This window comes from Paraburkholderia fungorum (genome assembly GCF_046027605.1).
GTDB lineage: Bacteria > Pseudomonadota > Gammaproteobacteria > Burkholderiales > Burkholderiaceae > Paraburkholderia > Paraburkholderia fungorum_F.
In genome coordinates this window covers 108,028-133,385 of the sequence record NZ_JAQQEF010000015.1, presented here as the reverse complement: position 1 = coordinate 133,385, position 25,358 = coordinate 108,028, and the positions used below count along the sequence as shown (strand labels likewise).

The 25,358-nt window shown below is 62.3% G+C and carries 20 protein-coding genes and 1 pseudogene; 8 read left to right on the top strand and 13 right to left on the bottom strand.

Features of this window, described 5'->3' with window-relative positions; genetic code table 11:
• Window positions 1–71 precede the first annotated feature (71 nt).
• The 3 genes from phnY (at window position 72) to pta (ending at window position 4,719) form a co-directional block, all read left to right on the top strand.
• Window positions 72–1,529 (top strand): phosphonoacetaldehyde dehydrogenase, encoded by a 1,458-nt coding sequence (gene phnY / locus PQR53_RS23990; protein ID WP_408459339.1) that lies wholly within the window; start codon window positions 72–74, stop codon window positions 1,527–1,529.
• 169 nt (window positions 1,530–1,698) lie between these two features.
• Window positions 1,699–3,501, top strand: a complete 1,803-nt coding sequence (gene xsc, locus PQR53_RS23985) for a sulfoacetaldehyde acetyltransferase (protein ID WP_408459336.1) — start codon at window positions 1,699–1,701, stop codon at window positions 3,499–3,501.
• 177 nt (window positions 3,502–3,678) lie between these two features.
• Complete coding sequence (gene pta / locus PQR53_RS23980) at window positions 3,679–4,719, top strand: phosphate acetyltransferase (RefSeq protein ID WP_408459333.1); 1,041 nt, start codon at window positions 3,679–3,681, stop codon at window positions 4,717–4,719.
• Between the two features lie 39 nt (window positions 4,720–4,758).
• Here pta and PQR53_RS23975 read toward each other — a convergent pair whose 3' ends face one another.
• The 4 genes from PQR53_RS23975 to PQR53_RS23960 form a co-directional block, all read right to left on the bottom strand.
• A complete protein-coding gene (locus PQR53_RS23975) occupies window positions 4,759–6,507 on the bottom strand; it encodes a cobaltochelatase CobT-related protein (RefSeq protein ID WP_408459533.1) in 1,749 nt (582 codons plus the stop codon).
• 185 nt (window positions 6,508–6,692) lie between these two features.
• Complete coding sequence (locus PQR53_RS23970) at window positions 6,693–7,682, bottom strand: AAA family ATPase (RefSeq protein ID WP_408459530.1); 990 nt, start codon at window positions 7,680–7,682, stop codon at window positions 6,693–6,695.
• 154 nt (window positions 7,683–7,836) lie between these two features.
• A complete protein-coding gene (locus PQR53_RS23965; protein ID WP_408459330.1) occupies window positions 7,837–9,141 on the bottom strand; it encodes an MFS transporter in 1,305 nt (434 codons plus the stop codon).
• 214 nt (window positions 9,142–9,355) lie between these two features.
• Window positions 9,356–11,017, bottom strand: a complete 1,662-nt coding sequence (locus PQR53_RS23960; protein ID WP_408459327.1) for a GMC family oxidoreductase — start codon at window positions 11,015–11,017, stop codon at window positions 9,356–9,358.
• Window positions 11,018–11,240: 223 nt separating this feature from the next.
• Between PQR53_RS23960 and PQR53_RS23955 the strand changes: the two genes are divergently transcribed.
• Window positions 11,241–12,092, top strand: coding sequence for an IclR family transcriptional regulator (locus PQR53_RS23955; RefSeq protein ID WP_408459324.1), 852 nt, complete (start codon window positions 11,241–11,243; stop codon window positions 12,090–12,092).
• 76 nt (window positions 12,093–12,168) lie between these two features.
• Here PQR53_RS23955 and PQR53_RS23950 read toward each other — a convergent pair whose 3' ends face one another.
• The 7 genes from PQR53_RS23950 to PQR53_RS23920 form a co-directional block, all read right to left on the bottom strand.
• Window positions 12,169–13,599, bottom strand: coding sequence for an amino acid permease (locus PQR53_RS23950; RefSeq protein WP_408459321.1), 1,431 nt, complete (start codon window positions 13,597–13,599; stop codon window positions 12,169–12,171).
• 270 nt (window positions 13,600–13,869) lie between these two features.
• Window positions 13,870–15,285: an NAD(P)/FAD-dependent oxidoreductase gene (locus tag PQR53_RS23945; protein ID WP_408459318.1), complete on the bottom strand. Its 1,416-nt coding sequence runs from the start codon at window positions 15,283–15,285 to the stop codon at window positions 13,870–13,872.
• A gap of 19 nt (window positions 15,286–15,304) precedes the next feature.
• A complete protein-coding gene (locus PQR53_RS23940; RefSeq protein WP_408459316.1) occupies window positions 15,305–15,709 on the bottom strand; it encodes a nuclear transport factor 2 family protein in 405 nt (134 codons plus the stop codon).
• Between the two features lie 318 nt (window positions 15,710–16,027).
• Window positions 16,028–17,140, bottom strand: coding sequence for a CobW family GTP-binding protein (locus tag PQR53_RS23935; protein WP_408459313.1), 1,113 nt, complete (start codon window positions 17,138–17,140; stop codon window positions 16,028–16,030).
• Window positions 17,133–18,794, bottom strand: coding sequence for an amidohydrolase (locus tag PQR53_RS23930; protein ID WP_408459310.1), 1,662 nt, complete (start codon window positions 18,792–18,794; stop codon window positions 17,133–17,135). The genes PQR53_RS23935 and PQR53_RS23930 overlap by 8 nt, the downstream gene beginning before the upstream one ends.
• Window positions 18,795–18,836: 42 nt before the next feature.
• Complete coding sequence (locus tag PQR53_RS23925; RefSeq protein WP_408459307.1) at window positions 18,837–20,222, bottom strand: sodium:solute symporter family protein; 1,386 nt, start codon at window positions 20,220–20,222, stop codon at window positions 18,837–18,839.
• Window positions 20,223–20,240: 18 nt separating this feature from the next.
• The gene (locus tag PQR53_RS23920) at window positions 20,241–20,450 is read right to left on the bottom strand and encodes a DUF3311 domain-containing protein (protein WP_179738052.1); all 210 of its coding nucleotides are present in this window, start codon (window positions 20,448–20,450) and stop codon (window positions 20,241–20,243) included.
• Between the two features lie 344 nt (window positions 20,451–20,794).
• Between PQR53_RS23920 and PQR53_RS23915 the strand changes: the two genes are divergently transcribed.
• From PQR53_RS23915 to PQR53_RS23900, 4 genes and pseudogenes are all read left to right on the top strand, one after another.
• Window positions 20,795–21,259, top strand: a complete 465-nt coding sequence (locus tag PQR53_RS23915) for a MarR family winged helix-turn-helix transcriptional regulator (protein WP_408459304.1) — start codon at window positions 20,795–20,797, stop codon at window positions 21,257–21,259.
• Window positions 21,260–21,275: 16 nt separating this feature from the next.
• Window positions 21,276–21,839, top strand: coding sequence for an isochorismatase family protein (locus PQR53_RS23910; RefSeq protein ID WP_408459301.1), 564 nt, complete (start codon window positions 21,276–21,278; stop codon window positions 21,837–21,839).
• A gap of 52 nt (window positions 21,840–21,891) precedes the next feature.
• On the top strand, window positions 21,892–23,232 hold the full coding sequence (locus PQR53_RS23905; protein WP_408459298.1) for an MFS transporter: 1,341 nt from the start codon (window positions 21,892–21,894) through the stop codon (window positions 23,230–23,232).
• A gap of 120 nt (window positions 23,233–23,352) precedes the next feature.
• Window positions 23,353–23,472 (top strand): annotated as a pseudogene (locus PQR53_RS23900) (SymE family type I addiction module toxin); the annotation flags it as partial.
• Window positions 23,473–23,548: 76 nt separating this feature from the next.
• On the opposite strand, the gene PQR53_RS23895 reads toward PQR53_RS23900, so the two are convergent.
• The gene (locus tag PQR53_RS23895) at window positions 23,549–23,911 is read right to left on the bottom strand and encodes a hypothetical protein (RefSeq protein WP_408459295.1); all 363 of its coding nucleotides are present in this window, start codon (window positions 23,909–23,911) and stop codon (window positions 23,549–23,551) included.
• A gap of 18 nt (window positions 23,912–23,929) precedes the next feature.
• Window positions 23,930–25,357 (bottom strand): RHS repeat-associated core domain-containing protein, encoded by a 1,428-nt coding sequence (locus tag PQR53_RS23890; protein ID WP_408459292.1) that lies wholly within the window; start codon window positions 25,355–25,357, stop codon window positions 23,930–23,932.
• Window position 25,358 lies beyond the last annotated feature (1 nt).

Genomic DNA, 25,358 nt, shown 5'->3' with positions numbered 1-25,358 from the left:
GGCGGCTGGCACTACCGGGCTGACAGTGCGCTCCGCGATACTTCAGCTGTCCGTTATCGCTGGAGTGCAGCATGAATTCAATCGCGAAAGTCTGGCCCGCGCTGCAGGTTCGTCATGAAGCGCTGCGCATCGGCGGAGAACAGATCCGGCGCGCGGAGACCATCGAAGTCTTCAATCCCTACACCAACGAACTGGTCGGCACGGTGCCCAAGGCGACGCTCGCCGACGTGCGGCGCGCGTTTGCCTGGGCCCATCAGTATCGTGCCCGCCTCACGCGCTACGAGCGCTCACAGATCCTGCTGCGCGCAGCGGATGGGGTCCGGCGGCGTACTGAGGAAATCGCCGGTCTGATCACCGCCGAATCCGGACTGTGCAAGAAAGACTCGCTCTACGAAGCAGGCCGCGTTGCCGACGTGATGACATTCGGCGCCAATGAAGCATTGAAGGACGACGGCCAGGTGTTTTCCTGCGATCTCACGCCGCACGGCAAGAAGCGCCGCGTCTACACGCAGCGCGATCCGTTGCTCGGCGTCATCTCCGCGATCACGCCGTTCAACCATCCGATGAATCAGGTGGCGCACAAGGTCGTGCCGTCGATCGCGACCAACAACCGCATCGTCGTCAAGCCGTCTGAAAAGGTGCCGCTGTCCACCTATCTGCTCGCGGACATTCTTTACGCGGCCGGCCTGCCGCAAGAAATGCTGCAGGTCGTCACCGGCGACCCGAAAGACATCGCCGACGAACTGATCACGAACGAGCACGTCGATCTGATCACGTTCACCGGCGGCGTGCAGATCGGCAAAACTATCGCCGGCAAGATGGGCTATCGGCGAGCGGTGCTCGAACTCGGCGGCAACGATCCGATCATCGTGATGGAAGACGCCGATCTGGAAGAAGCCAGCACCCTCGCCGTCTCCGGCTCCTATAAGAACTCCGGCCAGCGTTGTACCGCGGTCAAGCGAATCCTGGTGCATGAAGCGGTGGCCGATCGTTTCGTCGAACTACTCGTCGAGAAGACCCGCGCCATCCGTTACGGCGATCCCGCCGATCCCGCGACCGACATGGGCACCGTGATCGACGAAGCCGCCGCGAAATTCTTCGAAGCACAGGTCAACGACGCGCTCAGCCGTGGCGCGATCCTCCTGCTCGGCAATCGCCGCGAAGGCGCGCTGTATTCGCCGACGGTGCTCGATCACGTGAGCCCGGACATGCCGCTCGTCAAGTACGAAACCTTCGGGCCCGTGTCGCCGGTGATCCGCTTTCGCGACATCGACGACGCGATCCGGATTTCCAATTCGACCGACTATGGCCTCTCGTCTTCGGTCTGCACCAATCGCCTCGACTACATCACGCGTTTTATCGCTGAACTGCAGGTAGGCAGTGTGAACGTGCGCGAAGTGCCGGGTTACCGGCTCGAGCTCACGCCGTTCGGCGGCATCAAGGATTCGGGTCTTGGCTACAAGGAAGGCGTCCAGGAAGCGATGAAAAGCTTCACCAATGTGAAGACCTATTCGCTGCCGTGGGACTGAGTGGCGTACTCGCACAGCCACGCTGCACAGCATTCATTAATTTTCGAGACAAATTGTACCGTTTACCTCGCATCACCTATTGACCACGTCAGGTGCATGCTCTACATTTTATATAACCACTTTTCGGAACGATTTGTTCCGGTTTCATTAAACAACGGAGACAGCCCTCATGAGCGATCACACCCCTGTCAGCGGCCCGCAGGCCATGACCCCTTCGGAAGCGTTCGTTGAAACCCTGGCCGCGAACGGCGTGACCGACATGTTCGGCATCATGGGTTCGGCCTTCATGGATGCGATGGACATCTTCGCGCCCGCCGGCATCCGCCTGATCCCCGTGGTGCACGAACAGGGCGCCGGTCACATGGCCGACGGCTATGCACGCGTGTCGGGCCGCCATGGTGTGGTGATCGGCCAGAACGGCCCGGGTATCAGCAATTGCGTGACCGCCATCGCGGCGGCCTATTGGGCGCACAGCCCGGTGGTCATGATCACGCCCGAGGCGGGCACCATGGGCATCGGCCTGGGCGGCTTCCAGGAAGCGAAGCAACTGCCCATGTTCCAGGAGTTCACCAAGTATCAGGGCCACGTCACCCACCCCGCGCGCATGGCCGAATTCACCGGCCGCTGCTTCGACCGCGCGCTGGCCGAAATGGGCCCGACCCAGCTGAACATTCCGCGCGATTATTTCTATGGCCAGATCAAGGCCGAGATTCCGCAGCCGCAGCGCCTCGACCGTGGCCCCGGCGGTGATCAACGCTTGAACGAAGCGGCCGAACTGCTCGCGCAGGCCAAATTCCCGGTCATCATCTCGGGCGGCGGCGTGGTCATGGCCGATGCGATCGAGGAATGCAAGGTACTGGCCGAGCGTCTCGGTGCGCCGGTCGTCAACAGCTACCTGCATAACGATTCCTTCCCCGCCGACCATCCGCTGTGGTGCGGTCCGCTCGGCTATCAGGGCTCCAAGGCGGCGATGAAGCTGATCCAGCGCGCCGACGTGGTGGTCGCGCTCGGTTCGCGTCTGGGACCGTTCGGCACGCTGCCGCAGCACGGCATGGACTACTGGCCGCAGAACGCCAAGATCATCCAGATCGATGCCGATCACAAGATGCTGGGTCTCGTGAAGAAGATCTCGGTGGGCATCTGCGGCGACGCCAAGGCCGCCGCGGTTGCGCTCACGCAGCGCCTCGAAGGCCGCACACTCGCCTGCGACGCCTCGCGTGAAGACCGCGCCGGCCACATCGCCGCGGAAAAGGCTGCATGGGAGAAGGAACTCGACGGCTGGACCCACGAGCGCGACCCGTACAGCATGGACATGATCGAGGAGCAGAAAAACGAGCGCACGCCCGGCGGCGGCCACTATCTGCATCCGCGCCAGGTATTGCGCGAGCTCGAAAAAGCCATGCCGGAAGACGTGATGGTCTCCACCGATATCGGCAACATCAACTCCGTGGCCAACAGCTACCTGCGTTTCACCAAGCCGCGCAGCTTCTTCGCCGCGATGAGCTGGGGCAACTGCGGCTACGCGTTCCCGACCATCATCGGCGCCAAGGTTGCGGCGCCTCATCGCCCCGCTGTCTCCTACGCCGGCGACGGCGCGTGGGGCATGAGCCTGATGGAAACCATGACCTGCGTGCGTCACAACATTCCGGTCACCGCGGTGGTGTTCCATAACCGGCAGTGGGGCGCCGAGAAGAAGAACCAGGTGGACTTCTATAACCGCCGCTTCGTGGCGGGTGAACTGGACAATCAGAGCTTCGCCGGTATCGCGCGCGCGATGGGCGCCGAAGGTGTCACAGTGGATCGGCTCGAGGATGTCGGCCCGGCGTTAAAGCGGGCGATCGATGCACAGATGAACCACGGCAAGACCACCATCATCGAGATCATGTGCACCCGCGAACTCGGCGATCCCTTCCGCCGCGATGCGCTGGCCAAGCCCGTGCGTTTGCTGGACAAGTACAAGGATTATGTCTGAGCGGTCCGTTGTCTGAAGGTGCGGGCGCGGGGTTATTTCTCCTCGCGCCCGGCTGGCCGGAAACGGGGCTTTCTTTGCCGTTTCCGGCCTGTTCCGTTTGCCGTTTGCCGTTTGCCGTTTGCCGTTTGCCGTTTGTTGCTCCGTTTCCTCAACCATGACCGCCGCCCCGCCCCATCCATGAAAGCCATCAACCGCATCATCGAACGCGCCCGCACCTCGCCCAGACGCATCGTGCTCTGCGAAGCGGAAGATCCCCGCATGTTGCAGGCGGCGCAGCGCGCCACGCGTGAAGGCATCGCCCGCATCGTGCTGGTGGGTCAAGGCGCGCGCATTCGGGCCGCGGCCGCCGGGCAGAACATCGACCTGGCCGGCATGGAGCTGGTGGACCCCGCGACTTCGCTCCTCACCTCATCGTTTTCCGAGGCGCTCTTTGCCCTGCGCAGCAAAAAAGGCATGACGCGGGAAGAAGCGCAACAGGAAGTCCTCAAGCCCCTCTGCTTCGCCAACCTGATGGTGCGGCTCGGTCACGCCGACGGTTCGGTGGCCGGCTCCGTGCACACGACTGCCGACGTGGTTCGCACGGCGATCCAGATCATCGGTATCCAGCCATCGTTCAAGCTGGTCTCGAGCTTCTTTCTGATGATGCTGTGCGAACCCTTCCACACCCTCAAAGGCGGCCTGATCTTTTCCGATTGCGGACTAGTGGTGGACCCGGACGCCGGTGAACTCGCGCAGATCGCGATGGCGGCGGCCGACAGCGCGCAAAGCCTGCTGATGGAGCAGCCGCGCGTGGCCATGCTGTCGTTCTCGACCAGCGGCAGCGCCCGGCACGCGGCGGTCGACAAGGTGGTCGAAGCGACGCGTCAGGTGAGAGCTGCGCGCCCGCATCTGGCGATCGACGGCGACGTGCAACTGGACGCGGCACTCGTCTCCGAAATCGCGCTGCGCAAAATCGATCATTCGCAGGTGCAGGGGCACGCCAACGTGCTGATTTTCCCGAGCCTGGAGGCCGGCAATATCGGCTACAAACTGGCTGAGCGGATCGGCGATGCGAAGGCCATCGGTCCGTTGTTGCAAGGACTGAACAAACCGGCGAACGATCTTTCGCGCGGCTGCAGTGCGGACGATGTCTACTACGTAATCGCAGTGACGGCTGTGCAGGCGCAGGCCGCGGCTGAGCCGGTGAGTGCGCATGGGATGCCGCACCACGCTTCATGAGCAGTGGGAAGATGCAACGTCAACTCGCGTTGACAGGCGCTACCCTTTTCCGCCCCGCCCACGCGCCCCCAGCCACCCGACGATCTGCGCGAACAGCTTCATATCCGGCGGCACGGAGAGATCCACGGCGAGACATCGGCGGTAATACGGGCTGAGATCCAGGCCGACGCCCAAACCCAGCACCTCAACGTCGCGCGAGGCATCGTGACGCGCCACGACGGCTTTCAGATGGTTGTCGAGATAGAAGGCGTCGTTGGCCTGACCCGTCGCGCTGTCCATCGGGCTGCCATCGGAGATCACGATCAGCATGCGCCGCGCTTCAGGACACGCGACGAGGCGCCCGCAGGCCCAGTCGAGCGCCTCGCCATCCACGCCCTCGCGAAACAGGTCGGCCTTGAAGAGCGCCGCGATATCGGCGCGGGCGCGTCGCCAGCTCCGGTCGGCGTCCTTGAACACGAGATGAGACAGTTCGTTGAGCCGGCCCGGATGAGCTGGCCGGCCCTGCGCCAGCCAGTCGAGCCGGGCCCGGCCGCCGTTCCAGGCGCCGGTGGTGAAGCCGAGTACCTCGGTAGTCACGCCCGCCTGGTCGAGTGCGCGGGTAAGGATGTCCACCATGACCGCCACCGGCTCGATATGCGCTTTCATCGAACCCGAGCAGTCGATCAGGAAGCCGACCACGCAGTCCGCCCTGGGCGTGTTCCGCTCGAGCCGGAACAGGCGCCGTTCAGCGGGAGAACTGACCAGTTGCGCGAGGCGCCTGCCGTCGATCCGGCCATGCTCCTCACCGAACGACCAGCCATCGCGTTGCGGTATCGCCAGCGCCGCTTTCAGTGCGTGCGCGAGCCGCGCGACGTTGATCCGCTGGGCGGCGACGCGCTCGTCGAGCCGCTCGCGAAACTCATCGAGCAACGCTTTGCGGACCAGCGTACCGGCAGCGAGCTCGCGGTCATGGCGCGTCGTAAAGACGCGATAACCCTGCTCCGATGCTTCGAGCACGCGGCTCCTGCCGCTGAGCGCAACGGCCATGTCCTTGTACTCGTCGTCCTCGACATCGAACCAGAGCGAGAACGCCGTGCGCGGGGCTTTGTCGTCGCTCTCCGGCGCGTCGTCCTGCGCATCGTCGAGCGCATCGGCCCGGGCGGCGCGAATCATCCCGGCAACCAGCCGCGCCAATTCCAGTGCATGGACAGCGAACGCGTCCTGCTCCTGCCGATGCCGGCGCAGACCCGCCAGCGACACGCCGAGCACCGGCACGATGGCCGCGCGCGTGGCTTCGATCGGGCCTTCGAGCTGTTCCGGCACGGGCCAGCCGGTCAGGCGCGACCACGCGATCTGCGCCACCGTGAATAGCAGAATGCCGACAGGGTCCTCGGCGAGCCCGGCGTGATAGAAGGCTCGCGACCAGGCTTCGAAACGCTCGCGCAGGTTCTGCACGAGGCCCGGCATGCCAGGCGGCGTTTGCGTTTCGCAACGTAGTTGTTCGAGCAGTTCGAACATGAGCCGCTCGACGGGATCGGTCGGGCAGAGTCGGCTGTGCAAGGCCGCATCGGAGTGCATGAGTCGCATGGCGGCGCCATCGGCGGCGCCGCGCAGGGATGTCAGGCCGTCCTGCTGCGGGTCGGTGCGCAGATGCGGCGCGTGCAGCGGCAAAGGCCGCAGGTCGCGGCATAACCGGCCCTCGCGGTAGTGCAAGGAGGCGTCCCCCGTGAGGGCGCGCACGGCAGCCGCGCATAGCGCCTCGCGCTGCTCCGCGCGTAGTGTCGCCTGGCGCGAGAGCGCTGCGTTCAGCGTCGTGGCTCGCGTGTCTGCCTGAAGCGGGGGCGGCTGACGCAAGTCCAGCTGAGGCGGGTCCACTCGACTCAGGTCCACCTGGCGTGGGTCTACTCCCCGCAAGTCCCCATGCTGCGGGTCTACTCGACTCAAGTCCACCTGCTGCGGATCCACTCGACGCAAGTCCCCCTGCCGTTCCGACGTCATCGACTCGATTCCGCTGCGTGGTCCGCGTCACCGCCCACGTCCGCAGGCTCGAGTTCCGTGCCAAAGCAGCGCTGGAAATACTCGGCCACGATCGACCGCTCGGCCTCGTCGCACTTGTTCAGAAAGGTCAGGCGAAACGCCATCGCGGGGTCGCGGAAAATCTGACAGTTCTCCGCCCAGTTAATCACCGTGCGCGGCGACATCAGCGTGGACAGATCGCCGCTGGCGAAACCCTTGCGGGTGAGTTCCGCCACACTCACCATCGATTCGATCAGCGCGCGTCCCGCCTCGTCAGCGAGTTCCGGCACGCGCGCGAGCACAATGCCAGCCTCTTCTGCGCGCGGCAGATAGTTGAGCGTGGCCACCACATTCCAGCGGTCCATCTGCGCGTGATTCAGCACCTGGGTGCCGTGATACAAGCCGTTCAGATTGCCGAGCCCCACTGTGTTCGTGGTAGCGAACATGCGGAAATACGGATGAGGATGAATCACGCGATTCTGGTCGAGCAAGGTGAACTTGCCGTCACGCTCGAGAATGCGCTGGATCACGAACATCACGTCCGGACGGCCCGCGTCATATTCGTCGAAGATCAGCGCGACCGGCCGCTGCAATGCCCACGGCACGATGCCCTCCTGAAACTCGGTGACCTGCAGGTCGTCGCGCACCACGATCGCGTCTTTGCCCACCAGATCGAGGCGGCTGATATGACCGTCGAGATTGACGCGCACGCATGGCCAGTTGAGCCGCGCGGCGACCTGTTCGACGTGGGTCGACTTCCCGGTGCCGTGCAAGCCCTGCACCATCACCCGGCGGTCGCGGCTAAAGCCGGCCAGGATCGCCAGGGTCACCTCCGGATTGAACCGGTAGACCTCGTCGATCTCCGGCACGTGGTCGTCGCGCTCGCTGAAAGCGGGCACCATCAGGCTGGAATCGATGCCGAAAACGGTCCGTACCGAGACCATCCGGTCGGGTTTGCCAGTCGCCATATCAATCACTTCAATCTCCTCCCCGCTGCGGGGATAGTCGTTCGGCGCCGCCGGCACGATTTTCAATTTTCGGTACGATTTGTTCCGTTTTATTATAAACAGAATCGCGTGCCGTGGGCGGCGCTTCGTCCACGGCCACCGGCGGGGCGCGCTCTCAGCGCGCGGTCGCCATCTCGTCGAACGGTTTCGCGCGCCGCTCCATCGCGCGCGCCGCCCATGCCGAAAGCAGCGCCGACAGGATCACATAGACGCACACGTACCAGGGCTTGCCGCCGTCGAGGCGCAGCAGCGCCGTCGCGATGATCGGCGTGAGACCGCTCGCGAAGATGCCCGAGAACTGATACACGAACGAGATGCCCGTATAACGCACCTCCGGATCGAACAGCTCGGCAAACAGCGCCGCTTCCGGCCCGTAGACCATCGCGTAGAAGATGCCGAACGGGATCACCACGCCGAGCCACACGGCCAGCGTATTGCCCGCTTGCGTCTCCATCAGCCAGAACGCCGGCAGCACCGAGACGCCGCAGATCAGCGACCCCCAGCGATACACGCGCGCGCGTCCCATCAGGTCCGACATCCTGCCGAAGAACGGAATGAAGAAGCACATCACCATCGCCGAGATCATCACGCCGGTGAGGGCTTCCGTGCGGCTCATCGAAAGCCGCTGCGTGAGGTAGCCGATCATGAACACCGCGAAGATGTTGAAAAACACCCCGTCGATCCAGCGTGCGCCCATGCCGAGCAGCACCTCACTGCGATAGCGCGTGATCATGTCGACGAACGGAATCTTCACGGCGCGGCGGTTGCGCTTGAGCGCGAGAAACTCGGGCGTCTCCATCACCTTCACGCGGATGTAGAGGCCGAGCAGCACGAGCAGCAACGAAGCGGCAAACGCGACCCGCCAGCCCCACGAAAGAAACGCCTCTTCCGGCAGCAAGCGGGAAATGGCCGCGACAATGCCCGAGGCGAGACACAAGCCGATCGACAAGCCGATCTGCGGCAAGCTCGCGTACAGACCGCGCCGGTTCGGCGGCGCATATTCATAGGCCATCAGTACCGCGCCGCCCCATTCGCCGCCGAGCCCGATGCCCTGCAACACACGCAGGGTGAGCAGCAGAATCGGCGCCCAGATGCCGATCTGGGCGAAGGTCGGGACAAAGGCGACCCCCGCGGTCGAAATCCCCATGATGATCAACGTACAGATCAACGCGGACTTGCGCCCCACCTTGTCGCCGAAGTGGCCGAAAATCACGCCGCCGAGCGGCCGCGTCACGAAGCCGACGGCGAACGTGCCATAGGCGAGCATCGTCGACACGAGTGGATCGTGAGCGGGAAAATAAAGTTTGTTGAACACAATACCGGCGACGACACCGTACAGAAAAAAGTCATACCATTCGACCGTCGCCCCAATCACGCTCGCGAATGCAACACGGCGGATCACCCGCTGATCGATTGCCATAGCGTCTCCTCCAATGGATGGCCGCGTGCCGTCCCGGCATCGCAGCACATTTTCAGCCCCCTGTCTGTCTCCTCCTCGGGGGCGCGAATATCGTTACCCGCAGGCTGCTTTTTATCGACCTCGAATGCAGCGAGTCGGGTAGCGCTCGTTTTACTTCTTGTGGCTACTTTGCTTCGTTGGTTCTGCTTCTACTTTTGTACGTCCGCTTTCTGCGTCAGTAATGCGCTTCCATACTCCGCGATTGCACTTGCGCCGCCGGCCGGTCGCCGGCACGGGCATCCTCGAGGATCATGCTGGACGCCTTTTCAGCGACCATCACGATCGGCACATTGGTATTGCCGGAGACCAGCGTCGGCATGATCGAGCAATCGACCACCCGCAATCCCTGCGTGCCATACACGCGCAACCGTTCGTCGACCACCGCGCCCGGATCGCTCGCGACACCCATCTTCGCGGTGCCGGACGGATGAAAAATCGTCTGGCCGTATTCGCGGCAAAACTCCAGCAATTCGTCGTCGCTTTGTGCGTCCCGGCCGGGACGCACTTCACGTTTCATCAGCGCGGCCATCGGCTCGGCAGCGGCCACCCGGCGCGCGAAACGCACCCCCGCGACCGTGGTGCGGCGGTCGAGATCCGTTGCCAGATAATTCGGCTGGATCGACGGCGCGTCGCGCATGTCATTCGTGCGGATCCGCACGCTGCCGCGCGACTCCGGCCGCAACTGGCAAATCGAATAGGTGCAGCCTGGGAACGCGTGGACGTCGCCACCCGCGGTATCGGCTGAGAGCGTGGAGAAGTGGAACTGGATGTCGGGCGTTTTCGCCTCATCCGGCAATGCGCGGCAGAACATGCCGCCCTGATTGATGCCGACCGAAAGCGGCCCTTCGCGAAACAGCGCCCATTGCAGTCCCATCTTCGCGCGGCCCGTCCAGGAGTGCAGCAAGTCGTTCGTCGTGATCGGCCGCGTCACTTCATAAGTCAGCCGTACTTGCAGATGGTCCTGCAGATTCTCGCCGACGCCGGCGCGATTCGCGACCACCGGAATCCCGCACTCATTGAGTAATTTCGCCGGCCCGACGCCCGACACCTGCAGCAATTGCGGCGACTGCAGCGCGCCCGCCGTCAGCACCACCTCGCGGTGTGCGCGCACCTCGTGCTCCTTGCCGTGCTGACCATAGCGAACACCCGTGGCGCGCGTGCCCTCGAAAAGGATCTTCGATACCAGCGCGTCGGTCTCGATCTGCAGATTCGGACGGCTGCGCGCGGGCTTGAGGTAAGCGACGGCAGTCGAACAGCGCCAGCCACGTCGCGTGGTCAGTTGGTAGTAACCGACCCCTTCCTGATCGCCCTGATTGAAGTCATCGACGGTTGGGACCCCCAGGCGATTCGACGCGGCGATGAACGCATCCACGAGTTCGTGGCGCTGCTTGATCGTGGAGGCCCACAACGGGCCGCCCACGCCACGTGTGGGCGACTCGCCAAGTTCGTTGTGTTCGAGCCGCCGGAAGTAAGGCAGGCACTCGTTCCAGCTCCAGCCACGATTGCCGAGCGCGGCCCAGTGGTCGTAATCCTCCTTCTGGCCGCGCACGTAAATCAGTCCGTTGATCGAACTGCAGCCTCCCAGGGTCCGCCCGCGCGGCCAGTAGAGCTTGCGATCGTGCATGTTCGGATCAGGGTCGGTGTAGAAGCCCCAGTTGTAGACCGGATGAAACATGGTTTTGCCGTAACCGATCGGGATATGGATCCAGAGAAAACGATCCGGCGGCCCGGCTTCGAGCAGGCACACCGAGTAGCGGCCATTTTCAGAGAGGCGGTTGGCCAGTACACAGCCGGCCGATCCCGCGCCGACGACCACGTAGTCGAAACTCCGTACCATTGATGTCTCCGTGCTTATGCTTATCTTTGTACTTAAAAACGGTTCATTTCGTCCCAATTTATTGGATGGCTGTTTCGACTTCAAGAAAATCCGGTTAGGATTCAGTAATCCGGTACGAAAACCGACTTTTTCGTTTCACTATTCGATCTGTCCGCGCGCGCTCATCCGGGTTGTCACTGATCCGTTCGGACTGCATCCATCTTTATCCGCCTCGGGAAGGCCAATGAGAGACACCACGCGTTCGCCCTCACCTGCTCACGAGCCCACCGACGACACCCGCGTGCTGCGCGCCCTCAATGTGCTGGAACAGCTTGCTTCCGCGGGACAACCGTCTTCGCTGTCGCAACTGTCCTCACGTCTGCAGATTCCGAAGGCGACCTTGATGCGTCTGATCGAATCGCTCGAAGCGCGGGGGTATGTCACCCATATGCCGGACTCGCGTGGCGCCGATCGTGCGATCGCACTCGGTCCACGCGCGGCGCAGCTCGCGCTCACCACGCTCGCGAACAGCACGTTTACGCGCGCTTGCCGCTCGTTGCTGCGCACACTCGTGGATGCGCTCGGCGAGACCTGTAACCTCACCGTGCTCGACGGCGATACCGTGTTGTACGTCGAGCGCGTCGAGACGAACGAACCCTTGCGTCTGCATATGCAACCGGGCACGCGCGTGCCGCTGCACTGCACGGCGAGCGGCAAGCTGTTTCTTTCGCAGATGACAGCCGCCGAGCGCGGGCTCGTCATCAGGCGCTTGCCGCTCAAATCGATGACGTATCGCACGCTGACCGATATCGATCTGCTGGAAGCGGAACTGGACCGCCTCGCCATGCGCGGCATTGGTGTCGACAACGAAGAGTTCGTGCGCGGCATGGTGGCGGTCGCCGTGCCGGTGCGCAACGTCGAGGATGGCCGCGTGCTGGCCGCGTTGGCCGTTCATTCGCCCACGGCGCGTGCCAGTCTGGAGGATCTGTTGAAAGCGGTGCCGAAGCTAAAGGAAATCGCCGTGCGCATCGGGCCGCTGTTGCAGCCTGGGACGGCGGCTACTGCCGCTACGGCCGCGGTGGTTGCGTCGAAGTAGCGTTCTGTCGCTCCTCCGACGCACGGCTCGCACCGCTGCATTGCTGAAGATGCAAATCACACACGGGAAGCCGCCATCAATGCGTGTGCGGCCGATACTCGACGAATTCCGGCTCGGAAGAAGCCGCCCCACTCTTGCGGGCGCGCCATGCATAAGCCACGAGCAGCACTCCCAGACTCACGACGCCCAGCCATAGCGGCGTGCGCTGATCCGGTATGAACGCCATGGCCACCAGAATGCCGACCATGCCGAGAATCGCGAAACACGTCAGATACGGATAGCACCACATCCTCACGCGCAGCATCTCCGGCGCCTCACGCTCGAGCCGCGCGCGCAGTTTCAGTTGCGATACCGCAATCAGCACATAGACAAAAATGGCCACCGTCCCGTACGAATTGACGAGGAAGGCGAACACCGTATCGGGCGATACATAAGACATCACGACCGACACATAGCCGAACAAGGTGCCGACCAGAATCGCGCGAACCGGCACACCGCGACGATTGACCCTGGCGAGAGCCGCCGGCGCGTCGCCGTGACGGGTCAGCGCGAACATCATGCGTGAGGCGGCGTAGAGGCCGGAATTGAGCGCGGACAGGACCGCCGTCAACACGATCGCATTCATGACGTTCGCGGCGGCCGGAATACCCATCGCATCGAGCGCGCTCACATACGGCGTCGCCATTTTCGGCGAATCCCAGGGCACCAGCGCCACCACCAGCAGAATCGAGCCGACATAGAAAATCAGCACGCGCGTGATCACCGAGTTGGTGGCTTTGGCGACCGCCTTGACCGGCTCATGCGCTTCGGCCGCCGCAATCGTGACGATCTCCGCACCGAAGTAAAAACCTGTCGCCGCGACCGCGCCGCTCAATACCGGCCCAATGCCCTTCGGCATCAGTCCGCCGTGCGAAAGAAGCGTGGGCATCACGGCGGTGGTGTGCATCGACGCGGGCCACAACCCCAGCACATACAGGCCGCCGAGGAACAGAAACACCACGATCGCCGCGACCTTGATGGACGCGAACCAGAACTCGAATTCGCCGTAGCTGCCCACCGAGATCAGATTGGTCGCCGTCAACACGACCAGCAGCACGAGACTGATCGCCCACGCCGGTGTTTCGGGCAACCAGAACTGAACGAGTTTCGCGCCGGCCACCGCCTCGACCGCGACGACGATGACCCAGAAATACCAGTACATCCACCCGGTCAGAAAGCCGGCCAGTTTGCCGGGCCCGCGCTTGCCGGAGAAGGCGAGACGCGCGTATTCGTAGAACGAACCCACCGCCGGCATCGCGCAGGCCATTTCGCCGAGCATGCGCATGACCAGCACGATCAGCCCGCCGGTAATCAGAAACGACAGGACCGCCGCTGGGCCGGCCTGCTGGACCACCACACCGCTGCCGACAAACAGGCCCGCGCCGATCACGCCGCCTAGCGCGATCATCGTCATATGGCGTTCCTTGAGGCCGGTCTTCAGTTCACTTTTATTCGTTGATACTTGCATGTCACCTCCATATCCTGCTTATTCAGGCGCCTGTCGTGCAGGACTGCGTGTGCAGCCGCCAGACCGGGGCGCCGTCAATCCGGATCGAGCGAGGACGCTTGTGCGCCTCGCTGCTGATTGTTTTTTCTTATGACTGAATGCGCAGACCTGGCTGCCTGCGCGGTGCCGTGCGGGTGAGGCACGGTAAATGATGCGCTACGTACCGCAGTTAACGCGGGTGATGCGGACAACGCGGATAAAACCGCGGATACCGCGGTACATAAGCCGCCTTCACGGCTTTTCGTCGCGCCTGAAATAGAGCTGATAGAGCATCCGTTGTCCAAGGCGACGGAACGGTGCGAACGGATGGCCGGGCAACGGTGAAGTAAAGATCGGCAGCGTCTGCTTCGCCCCCTTACCGGCAATCCGTTCGGCGAGCCGGCGGCCCGCCTGCTGCGAATATGACACACCATTGCCGCCGTAGCCCAATGCGTAAAACACCGACTGCTTCGGATCCGGCTGGCAGATACGCGGCATCATATCGTGGCTGACGTCCACCCAGCCCCACCATGAATAATCGATCGCGACACCGCGCAACGCGGGGAATTTGCGGCCCATGCCTTCGATGAGCAACTCGTAATGCCGTGGGTTCGGCGCATCGGCGCCGGTGATCGCGCTGCGGCTGCCGATCTGCAGCCGATTGTCTGGCAGGAAACGATAGTAGAAGCGCAAAGTGCGCGTGTCCGTGAGCACCTGGGTCGTACGAAAATTGCAGGCCGCGATTTCCTGCTGCGTGAGCGGACGCGTCACCATCGAATTCGACAGGATCGGCATGACGCGGCTCGTCAGCAAAGGATGGAGGTCCGGCGCCGTATAAGCGCCGGTCGCGATGCCGACCGCGCGCGCACGCACGATGCCGCCCGGCGTGCGCAAATGATGAATACCGTTGATGGTTTCCCACCCGATCACCGGACTCGACGGATGGACGCGCGCGCCCGCTTCGCGCGCGAGCCGCAGATAGCCATACGCGAGTTTCAGCGCATGGATACCGATACCTTCCGGTTCATGGAGCGCGCCCGCTGCCTCGCTATCGTTGACGTACTCGCGGCGCAACGTAGCCTGATCGATGAGCTCGGACGGGTAACCGAAAACGTCTTTCCATACTTTGGCTTCGGCGGCGAGTTTGGCCATCATGCGCGGCCGGTGCGCAATCAGGAAGTGACCACCCGGCTGCGGATCGCAATCGATTTCAGCCACCAGCGACTTGAAGTTGTCGAAGCCTTCCTGGATCTCGTCGTGCATTTTCAACGCGACGTCTTTACCCCAACGCTCGATCCATTGCGAACGCGACAGACGTCCCGACGCATTCTGCCCTTGTCCGCCGTTGCGGCTGCTGCATCCCCAACTGGTTTTGTTGGCCTCGAGCACCACTGCCTTGATGCCATGCTCGCGCGCGAGACAAAGCGCCGTTGCGAGTCCCGTATAGCCTGCGCCGATGATCGCCACGTCCACGTCGATGTCTTTCGTGATCGGGCCATCGTCGGGCGGCGGCGTGCCGGCGGTCGCGGCCCAATAGGTGGGGGCGTATTGCCTGCCGTGGCCGGGCCCCGGCGAAACCAGCGGATCGTATCTCGGATCATATTGCGCCGCGCTGTCCCGCCCTGCGGACAGACCTTCGCCGACCCGTGTGATGACACTTTGCTCCATGTGAAGCTCCTCGTCGGCGTCAAACGTTCTGCTTCGGGCGTTCCTTGCGGAACGCGCGCTTCACGGCGATCAATCCATCGCGGAACTCGAACAGATCGCACCCTTCTGCTTCGATGCGCCAGCCTTCCGCGTGCGTCCCCGTGAACACCCATTCGGACACGCCGCGCTCGCCGATGACGTAATGACGGCCACGGCCCCAATGCGCATCCGGAAAGGTCTTGAAGACCGCTTCGAAGGCGGCGCGCACCGCGTCGCGACCGACGAAACGCGCACCGTAGACTTCGCTTCCGCCGGCGGCGTCGAACACGCAATCTTCGGTCATGAATTCCATCAGCGCCTTCGCGTCATGACGGTTGAACGCATCGGAAAAGGCGGCGAGCGTGTCCGCGGTCACCTTCGATGCGGACGTTTCTGTTGTGGCCATGCATGTCTCCTGCTTCGTGAATTGGGTGAGGCTTGTGATCGCCCGAGCGGCGATCTCTTGAGGAAAAGTGTAAGTTTGGTGGGGGGCCGGCGGTAGGGCCAGTGCGATGGATTCGCCTGGTGCAGCGCGTGGGGAGAGTACGTGGGTGGGCTGGGCTTGAACCGAGATTTTCGGATTCAGGCCATGGGTGGGCTTGGTGCGATTGATGCGCCCGGTGTAGTTGGCGTGCCTGGCACTCCTGGAGCGATGAACCCAGCACGCTGGCGAGCCTGGCACCCTTGGAGCGATGAGCCCGGCACGCTGGCGCGAAGCGCGCTGTTAATTCAACGCTTGCGCGCTTTCGAGGCAACGCTTCACGGTCCGCTCGTCTTCGTCGCTGAAGCGGCCAATCAGGACGATCGTCGACTCAGCCGCCGCGCGGCCCGCAAAAGGCGTGATCAGAATGCGGCCGCCAACCACATGGAGTTCCTGCGGAGAAGCCTCCTGGTCCAGCCAGACGATGCCCTTCGCTCTCAATAGCGGGACCGACAAACTGCGAAAAACTTGCCTCAGTTTCTTCCTGTCGAGGCGGAAGTCCGAGCGAAAGGAAAAGCTGCAGATGTCCTGATGGCGATTGAGGCGCCCTTCCGCCCGCTCACCCGCCGCGAGAAGCGGGTCGCCGGTTCGATGGCGAGGCGCGACACTCGCGTCGAAGATCAGCGCCAGTGGAATGGACCCGTTTGCCGATTCGAGCAGGATGGACGTGGTCGCGAGCGACGACACCGCGTCTATCGCCGCTGCCTTGTCCTTCTGTGCGGCGAGGTCGGTCTTGGTGAGCACGAGGGCCGTCGCGCCCGCGATCTGTCGGCGCACGATATCGCCGACGTACGGGTCGAGCAAGGTGGCGCCGATGCGCTCGGCGTCCACGGCAACGATGATCCCGATCAGCCTGAATGCCCGGTCGAGCAGGCCGATCTGCGCGATCTTCACAGGATCGGACACGCCGCTGGCTTCGATGATCAACAACTCGGGCCGCGCAGGCCGCGCGCTGATTTTTACGAGCGCATCGACCAGGCGTCCGCCGATCGAGCAACACACGCAGCCGTTTTCCAGATTGATGACATCGTCGGTGCGTTCGCGGATCAGCGCGGCGTCGATATTGATATCGCCGAAATCGTTGACCAGCACCGCCACGCGGCGCTGACCCGCATTCGAGAGCACATGGTTGAGCAAGGTTGTCTTGCCGGCGCCGAGATAGCCGCCGAGCACGACCAACGGAATCGGTGGCCGCCCGTCTGGGGAGGTGGGTGTGGTGGTCGTGGCCGCTGTCGTGGCCGCTGTCGTGGGCGTGGCCGTAGCCGTAGCCGTAGCCGTAGCCGTAGCCGCAGCCGCAGCCGCAGCCGCAGCCGCAGCCGCAGCCGCAGCCGCAGCCGCAGCCGCAGCGTCAATCATTTTTTGCCGGCGACTGAAACACGCGCCCCCCCAGAACCGTTCCCCACACTTCGACGTCCTTTAACCGTTCAGGCGCAACCTCGCTCGGGTCTTCAGCGAGCACGGCGAAGTCCGCGAATTTGCCCACCTCGATACTGCCGATCAGATGATCCATCTTGAGCGTATAGGCAGCGCCCAGCGTAATCGCACGCAATGCATCGGCCACGGGAATGCACTCGCTCGCGCCCAGCACGCGTCCCGATGCGGTCTTGCGCTGCACCGCGCACCAGGCGGTAAACAGCGGGCTCAACTGCGTGATCGGCGCGTCCGAATGGAACGCAAAGGGAATTCCCAGACGTCGGGCGGAACCCGCGGCATTCATCCGGTTCGCGCGGTCCGGGCCCATGGTCTGCGCGTAATGGGCGTCGCCCCAGTAATAGATATGGTTGGAGAAAAAGTTGATGCACATGCCGAGTTTTGCCGCGCGGGCCAATTGGCTCGCGTCAGCCATCTGGCAGTGCTGCAGCGTATGACGGTGATCGTTGCGCGGACAGGCGTCGAGCATCTTCTCGACCGCGTTCAGGACGACTTCGGTGGCTTCATCTCCGTTGGTATGAATATGCAGTTGCAGCCCGGCGCGATGAAATGGCGTGAACACATCCACCAGTTGGCCCGGCGGAATCAGCCACAATCCGTTCGCCTGGCCACCCACATAACCGGGCCACTTCAGCCGAGCCGTGAAGCCCTGAATCGATCCATCGACGATGAATTTGACCGGACCGAACGCCAATTTCTCCGTGCTGTCGTGGATAGCCGACAGCACTTTTTCGACACCGTTGTCGGGGCTTCGCTGCGGCGCAAACGCGGGCACGATCCTGACCGGATACTGCGGGTCGGCCGTGACTTCGCGCAGGTTGCGATTGCCCAGCGCCGAGAGATCGTTGACCAGATCCGTCGCGGTGGTCACGCCGGCCAGTTGCGCGACCTTGCCGAAATTCCAGATGGCCTCGGTCTTTTCGCTCGCCGCGATGGAAAGCTGGCTGCCGATCACCTGATACACCGGAAACATCGCGGCGAACTCCTGCAACTCGCCGGTCGGCTGGTCATCCTGGTCTTTGTCTATCCCGTCGATGTCGGTGTTCTCGTCGATACCGGCAAGCGCCAGCATCGCGCTGTTGACGTTCATCAGATGCACACTCGCGTGCAGCACGACAATGGGTCGGCTCGTCGAAACGGTATCGAGTTCCCTGACCGACAGGCGGCTCGCGCCGAAGAAAATCGGATCGAAGCCCCACGCCAACAGCGGCGCGGTTGCGTCCGTCATGGCGCGTTGCGCTTCAGTGAGCCGTTCGATCACCTCATCCAACGTTCTCAGACCTCGCCACAACTTGCCGTCCGGACCGCGCCGATCGTAGTAGCCGAGATACACGGCATCCCACATCGCACCTTCCATCAGATGGCAATGTCCTTCGACGAGACCCGGCATCAGCACTTTGTCCTGAAACGTGTCGACGATCTCAGCCTCGCCCCACGCACTGACCTCTTCCAGATTGCCGACCGAGAGAATTCGGCCGTCTCGCACGGCGACATGCGTGGCGTGCGGCTGGGCCGGATTCATCGTCAGAATTTTTCTGGCGACGAAGACGGTGATGGGACCTCGTTCAATCGAATTCATAAGTAAGTAAGAGTGCTTTGAGTTAGGCCACGGGTCACACAGTCAAGACAGCGCATGCACGGCCTTACGCTTCCCACCATAGTTCAGCACGGCGGTCACCGCGATATTGACCACGAGACACAGCAGGCCCAGGTTGAATCCACCGAAATCGACATGGAACATATAAAGGATGATCGCGAGTATCTGGCCGGTCACAATGCCCGTTGCAATGGCAGCCGGTTTGACTCGAAGCGAAAACAGAATGACCATGACGCCCGGGAAAAACTGGGTCACGCCGTAGTACGCGGTATTGATCAGCGTAAGCATCAGATTCGGCGTCAGCAAGGTCATCACGATCGAAACCAGCAGATAGACCACGATCACCGTTTTCGCCGTGGCTTTCTGCTTGCTCTCGGGCATCTTCGGCAACAGATTGCGCGTCACGATCGGGCCGATGGCGAGGCAGATTCCCGTCAGCACCAGCAGACCCGACAGCGAGGCGCCGGCCGCGACCAGACCCAGCAACCAGCCCGGCAGCAAGCGGATCGCCGCCGCAAAGAACGCTTCATTCGGCGAGGCAAGGTGCAGGTTCTGACTGATCGCATAGTACGAAGCAATCACCAGAAACGGATACATCAGCATGTACAGCGGCATGGCGACCTGCGTGCGGCGGATCGTATTCGGACTGGCGGCCGTGAAGAAAACCTGCACGGCGAACGGCATCACGTAGAACCCTAACGACTGGAACAGCATGGTGCTCATCGAGAACGTCAGTTGACTCGCGTTCATGCTGTTGCTGACGTGCAAGCTCGCGGCGTGAAAAACTTCCGTCACGCCGGACTCCCACGAAACCGCTAGGCCGGTGATCACAATTGCCGCGACCATCAATATGTCTTTCAGGATCGCGATGTACGCCGAGGCCCGCACGCCTGAAATGGCGATGTAGGTAAAAGCCAGCACTGCTGAAATCAGAATCAGATAAAGCGGCTCGAAATTCCAGCCGAGTCCCTTGAATGCGGCCACGAGCCCCGTGAATTGCAACTCGCCCCACGGCAGCAAAAACAGGATCGCCGAGCCGGCCACGATCAACTCCAGCGCGCGGCTGCCGAAATGACCTTTGAACAGGTCGGGCAGCGTAATGGCGTTATAGCGTTTGCCGGCCTCCCAGATCTTCGGTCCGATGAAATAACCGACGGGGTACGCCAGCAGGATATATCCGAGGAACCAGACCCCGTAAGTGGGCCCCTTGGCATAGATGCCGCCTGGAAAGCCGACCATCGTGCCGATACTGTAGATCTCGCCCGCCGCGAGGAAAAAGACCAGATAGGCGCCAAACTGCCGGGACGCGACAAAGAAGTCATGAACGCTTTGTGCACCATGCCCCTTTTTGGACCGTATCGCCAGATACAGCGAGAAGAGAATCAAACCGAGAAAGACGACGGTGGACATACGGACTCTCCTGCTGCTTCAGTGGGTTTTCGGATGTGCATCGTCGGCGCGGCGATCGAACAGACGCCAGCACACCTGCAGGCACAGCGACGTCAGGATGAACCACGCGAAAATCCACGCATAAATGAACGGCACACCCAGAACGAATCGATCGACTGACGCGACCCAGGGCAGCAGGCCGATCACGCCGATATAGGGAATGCCGATCCCAATCAGGAACTTGAGCATGGAGTCTCCGTCTGCGTTTCGTGTTCGATGAAATCATCTCTGCCGATTCCGCCTGCCCTTCAATGACCGCAGCGGATGGTGGCGCTCCGCCGCGAGCGGATAGGACATGACGGCCATAGCAGACGATTTCAGTATCGGTGGCCGAAAATGCACCTGACTAGTACCAGCGACAATAATTCGCCTGGTCCACATGAAAGAACCGGCCCAAAACCGGCCCGAAGCCGGTTCGAAGCGCAGATACGAAGCGCTGATCGGCTCGCCACGCATCGCGCGCCGACGGCCGCCAACTTGACTCCCGGCAGATATGAAGGTAACCTACGAAGGTAACCTTCATATCTGCCGGTATGTCCAGCAACGACACTCAGCCCACACGCCCCGCCGATCCCGACGCGCTGCACGCAACGGCGGAAGACCTGCGCGTCCTGGTCGGCAAATTGCGCCGCCGGTTGCGCGAAGAAGCGCATGTGGGCGATTTCACGCCGTCGCAGGTCCAGGTTCTCAGCCTGCTCGAACGCGAGGGTCCCGCAACGGTTACAACGCTCGCTCGCATCCAGGGCATGCGTCCGCAATCCATGGGCGAGACGCTTTCGGTTCTGAAAGCTGCCGGGCTCGTGAGCGGCGCACCGGACCCGAACGACGGGCGGCAAACCGTGCTTTCCCTCACGCCGGCCTTCCGCAAAAAGGTCAAGGCAAGCCGTACGGCACGCGAAGACTGGCTATTCCGTACCATCCAGACCCGCTTCAGCGCCGCCGAACAGAAACAGCTCGCGATTGGCATCGACTTGCTCAAACGCCTCATCGACTCGTAACTTCCAGGAAAACCTCATGGCTGTCACCACGCTCGACGCAAAGACCGCATTGGTCGTCATCGATTTGCAGCGGGGCATTGTTGCGCTGCCCACCGCCCACCCCACCGCCGAGGTCGTGAAACGCTCCGCCACGCTGGCCGACGCGTTTCGCCGTCACGGCCTGCCGGTGGTGCTCGTCAATGTGGCGGGCGGCGCTCCGGGCCGCGCGGAACAAGCGCGCCACAGCGGCGATTTCCCCGCTGACTTTGCCGAACTCGTCCCTGAAGTAAATCAGCAGCCGTCGGATCATCTGGTCACCAAGCGCACCTGGGGCGCGTTCACCAACACGGATCTCGAAGCGTATCTGCGCAAGCAAGGCGTCACGCAAGTGGTGCTGGTCGGCGTGGCCACCAGCATCGGCGTCGAGTCCACCGCGCGTTTCGCACACGAACTCGGCTTCAACGTCAGCTTCGCGGTCGACGCGATGACGGACCTGAACGCCGACGCGCACACCAACAGCATCGCGCGAATCTTCCCGCGTCTCGGCGAAACGGGCACGACGCAGGAGGTCCTCGATCTGCTCGAGAAATCGCGCGCATGAGTATCCGGTTGAATCGCTGCGCGACGCGCATCATCCTCCATGGAATGTCCCGATGAGCGGCACATTCCGTTCGCTGCGCACGTTCAACTACCGGGTCTGGGCCAGCGGCGCGATCGTCTCCAACATCGGCACATGGATGCAGCGCACGGCGCAGGACTGGCTCGTGCTCACAGAACTCACGCATCACAATGCCACCTCCGTGGGCATTGTGATGTCGCTGCAGTTCGGGCCGCAAATGCTCCTGCTGCCCTTAACGGGCTATGCGGCCGATCATTTCGACCGTCGCAAGCTGCTGTTCGCCACGCAGGCGGCGATGGGCACATTGGCGCTATGCCTCGGGCTTCTTACGGTGACCGGCCTCGTGCGGTTATGGCAGGTCTATATGTTTGCGGGGCTGCTCGGCTGCGTCACCGCGTTCGATTCACCGGCACGTCAGACCTTTGTCTCCGATCTGGTGGGCGAAGCCGATCTGTCGAACGCGGTCGCGTTGAATTCCACCTCGTTCAACGCGGCGCGCATGATCGGGCCTGCCGTCGCCGGACTTCTGATCGCCTCGGTGGGCACCGGCTGGGTGTTTCTGATCAACGCGCTCTCTTTCGTCGCCGTGCTCGGTTCGCTGCGCATGCTGCGCGTCAGCGAACTGAATCTGAAGCCTCGTGCGCTACGCACACGTGGCAGCTTCGTGGAAGGCTTCAAATATGTGTGGACGCGCCCCGATCTGAAGGCCGCGCTGTTGATGCTGTTTCTGATCGGCGCCTTCGGGCTGAACTTCCCGATCTTCATCTCCACCATGTCGGTCACCGCCTTTCATGCGGGCGCAAGCCAATACGGCGTGTTGAGTTCGACCATGGCAATCGGTTCGGTGACCGGGGCGCTGCTGGCCGCGCGCAGAGCCAAGCCTCGCATGGCGATTCTGATCGTCGCGGCGGCGCTTTTCGGAATGGGCTGTACGACCGCCTCGCTGATGCCGAACTATGTGCTGTTCGGACTTGCGCTTGTCGTGATCGGCATATCGACGCAGACGTTCACTACTTCAACGAACAGTCTCGTGCAAATCTCCACCGACCCGGCCATGCGCGGCCGGGTGATTGCGATCCTGCTGGCCATCTCGCTAGGCACCACACCGCTCGGCGCGCCGGTGGTGGGCTGGGTGGCGGATCGTTTCGGCCCGCGGTGGGCGCTCGGCGTCGGCGCCGCATCGGGCTTCGCGGCGGCGATCGTCGGCCTGGTTTATCTGGTGAAGTATCGCCAGTTGCGCGTGTATGTGGAGGCGCGCCGCTTGCGCTATAGCATCGACGATCCGCGCCAGGGACCGGCTTATGTCAGCCCGGCAACCGCGGTGCAGAATGCCGTGCTGAACGAGGCGGAAGAGGATTCGTCCGCCGGGGTTTAAGGGCCACAGTGCTGAGCGTAGTAGGTGGCATAGGGGACGGCCATGAGGGGGTTTGGCACCATCCAGGAGTTGTGGGGCATTTAGAAACAGGCACGCCCGCCCTTCCATAGGCGCAAGGAGCCGACCGCCTTTCCGTGGATGAAGCTCTCAAGACGATGGATCGAGACCGCCGGCTTCGAACCCGGATCCCGCGTACGCATTGCCGTCGAGCACCAGCGACTCATCATTACACCAGCTTAAAAGACGAAGGGCCGCGTCAGCGGCCCCTTCGTCTATGCAACAGTATTCCTTAGCAATCGCTTAGGTTTTGTCCAGTTCACATCGCCTGAATCTCCAACGACTCAAACTCGACAAACAATTCGGCGCCAAGAGTCGCGGTAATCGCCGCTATGTTCTTTAACGGCTTGTTGCGCCCCCAAGGATACGAATTATCCAAGGCGTCAAGCGCAGGCTTGTACTCCGCAGCATCAGCCTCCGTTATAACCTTCATTGAGTAAATAATGTTCTGTATTAGAAAGTCAGTTACGAGGCATCGCGACGCCCCTTTAAAAAATATTCGTACATGATCTTTCTTATTGTCAAACATCAAATGAAGCTCAACCAGGTTCGCGTCCAAGTCCGCCGCAATACCAAGCAAATACCAGTCGTGGAACGACTCATATTTTTTGAAAATTTCCATTGAACACATCCTTAGTCTTTAAGGTTTCCATGGACTGAACGGCACCACATCGGTCCCACCGTCTCTCACAGCACCATTCCAATTGTGAGCGTGCGGTCGAAGGCCAAGATGCTTATGGTCGAAATCCAGATCGACCACGGGCGCTCCAAGATCGCCATACAGCCGCATTTGCCCGCTGCCTGGGTTGGTGTACCACGTTCCCGGCTCACCGAGATTGGGCGTTTTGTTTTGAGCCGCCACTTGGATCGCTGGCTGATTCCCCGCAACCGTCGCCGGCATACTGAACGTTGGCGCATCAAGCCTCGCCCCACCAGTTGACGACTGAGCCGAAACATTTGCAGAAGCAGTTGACGGATAGCTTGTCGGCGATGCAAACCCCGATGCCGCAATCATCCCCGTCGGGTCCGTGAAGTTCACCGGATTGTTCTTCACGTACGCATACAGATTCAGATCATCAGCCGTCCCCACCGGATCGGTCTGCAGAAACCGCCCCAGCGCCGGCGAGTACATCCGCGCCTTGTAATAATACAGCCCCAGCCCCGCCACGTAATACTGCCCCGTGTACAGGAAGTTCGACAACGGCACCGACCCCGTAGTCTCCCCGAACGGTCCGTACTTCACGCTGTCCCTCGTCGCACCCGCAGCGTTCGCCGACGACACGATGCTGCCCTGATGGTCCGCGTACAGATACATCTTCGCGTTCGTGCCCGCACCCTCGTACTGCACTAGCGGCGCATCCACACCGGGGCCAAACACATAGCGATACTTCATCGTCCCCGCAGCATCGTACGCCGCCGCCAGATTCTGACCGTCGTACAGCAGGTTGGTGTCCACGTTGCTGTAGGTCAGTCGCACCAGTCGCCCTTCCGGGTCGTAGCCCAGCGTCGCGTTGATGCCGTTGCGGCTCGCCGTCTTCAGCCGGTTGTCCAGATCGTAGCTGTACGTCCAGATCGACTGGGCCGTCACGTTGCCGTTGCGGTCGTACGTCAACGGTGAATTGCCCCACGCCGTCGTGTACTGGTTCAGCGCGTTCGTCCTGAAGTTGCCCCCATACATCATCGGCGGAATCGCGTACTCGTGAATCGTCACGCTCCGCTTGATCTCCCCCAACTGGTTGCGCGTGAAGCTCGCCAGCCAGTCTTCCGCGTGACTGGCAAACCGGTGGTTCAGATTCGACAACCAGCCCTGGTTGTCATACGCCAGTTCCGTGCGCGTGCCGTTGCCCAGATCTACCTGCGTGCGCCGGTTGAGCGCGTCATAGGTGTACTTCGCCAGGTTCTGTGTGCCGTTCTCAAGCATCTGCGTGGGCCGGCCGTAGCTGTCGTACTGCATGGTCACGTGGAAGCCGTCCGGCCACGCCGTATCGGTCACATTGCCCGCCGCATCGTGCGTGTAACGCAGTGTCCGGCCCGAGTACGAGCATCCCAGCGGTATCCTGCGAAACACC

Bases quoted from the DNA above. Each gene is read 5' to 3' on its own strand.
- PQR53_RS23940 (WP_408459316.1), bottom strand. From the start codon at position 15,709: ATGGCCACAACAGAAACGTCCGCATCGAAGGTGACCGCGGACACGCTC.
- PQR53_RS23965 (WP_408459330.1), bottom strand. From the start codon at position 9,141: ATGGCAATCGATCAGCGGGTGATCCGCCGTGTTGCATTCGCGAGCGTG.
- PQR53_RS23910 (WP_408459301.1), top strand. From the start codon at position 21,276: ATGGCTGTCACCACGCTCGACGCAAAGACCGCATTGGTCGTCATCGAT.
- phnY (WP_408459339.1), top strand. From the start codon at position 72: ATGAATTCAATCGCGAAAGTCTGGCCCGCGCTGCAGGTTCGTCATGAA.
- PQR53_RS23905 (WP_408459298.1), top strand. From the start codon at position 21,892: ATGAGCGGCACATTCCGTTCGCTGCGCACGTTCAACTACCGGGTCTGG.
- PQR53_RS23950 (WP_408459321.1), bottom strand. From the start codon at position 13,599: ATGCAAGTATCAACGAATAAAAGTGAACTGAAGACCGGCCTCAAGGAA.
- PQR53_RS23970 (WP_408459530.1), bottom strand. From the start codon at position 7,682: ATGGCGACTGGCAAACCCGACCGGATGGTCTCGGTACGGACCGTTTTC.
- PQR53_RS23895 (WP_408459295.1), bottom strand. From the start codon at position 23,911: ATGGAAATTTTCAAAAAATATGAGTCGTTCCACGACTGGTATTTGCTT.
- PQR53_RS23935 (WP_408459313.1), bottom strand. From the start codon at position 17,140: ATGATTGACGCTGCGGCTGCGGCTGCGGCTGCGGCTGCGGCTGCGGCT.
- PQR53_RS23960 (WP_408459327.1), bottom strand. From the start codon at position 11,017: ATGGTACGGAGTTTCGACTACGTGGTCGTCGGCGCGGGATCGGCCGGC.
- PQR53_RS23930 (WP_408459310.1), bottom strand. From the start codon at position 18,794: ATGAATTCGATTGAACGAGGTCCCATCACCGTCTTCGTCGCCAGAAAA.
- PQR53_RS23955 (WP_408459324.1), top strand. From the start codon at position 11,241: ATGAGAGACACCACGCGTTCGCCCTCACCTGCTCACGAGCCCACCGAC.
- PQR53_RS23925 (WP_408459307.1), bottom strand. From the start codon at position 20,222: ATGTCCACCGTCGTCTTTCTCGGTTTGATTCTCTTCTCGCTGTATCTG.
- PQR53_RS23920 (WP_179738052.1), bottom strand. From the start codon at position 20,450: ATGCTCAAGTTCCTGATTGGGATCGGCATTCCCTATATCGGCGTGATC.
- PQR53_RS23945 (WP_408459318.1), bottom strand. From the start codon at position 15,285: ATGGAGCAAAGTGTCATCACACGGGTCGGCGAAGGTCTGTCCGCAGGG.
- PQR53_RS23915 (WP_408459304.1), top strand. From the start codon at position 20,795: ATGTCCAGCAACGACACTCAGCCCACACGCCCCGCCGATCCCGACGCG.
- pta (WP_408459333.1), top strand. From the start codon at position 3,679: ATGAAAGCCATCAACCGCATCATCGAACGCGCCCGCACCTCGCCCAGA.
- xsc (WP_408459336.1), top strand. From the start codon at position 1,699: ATGAGCGATCACACCCCTGTCAGCGGCCCGCAGGCCATGACCCCTTCG.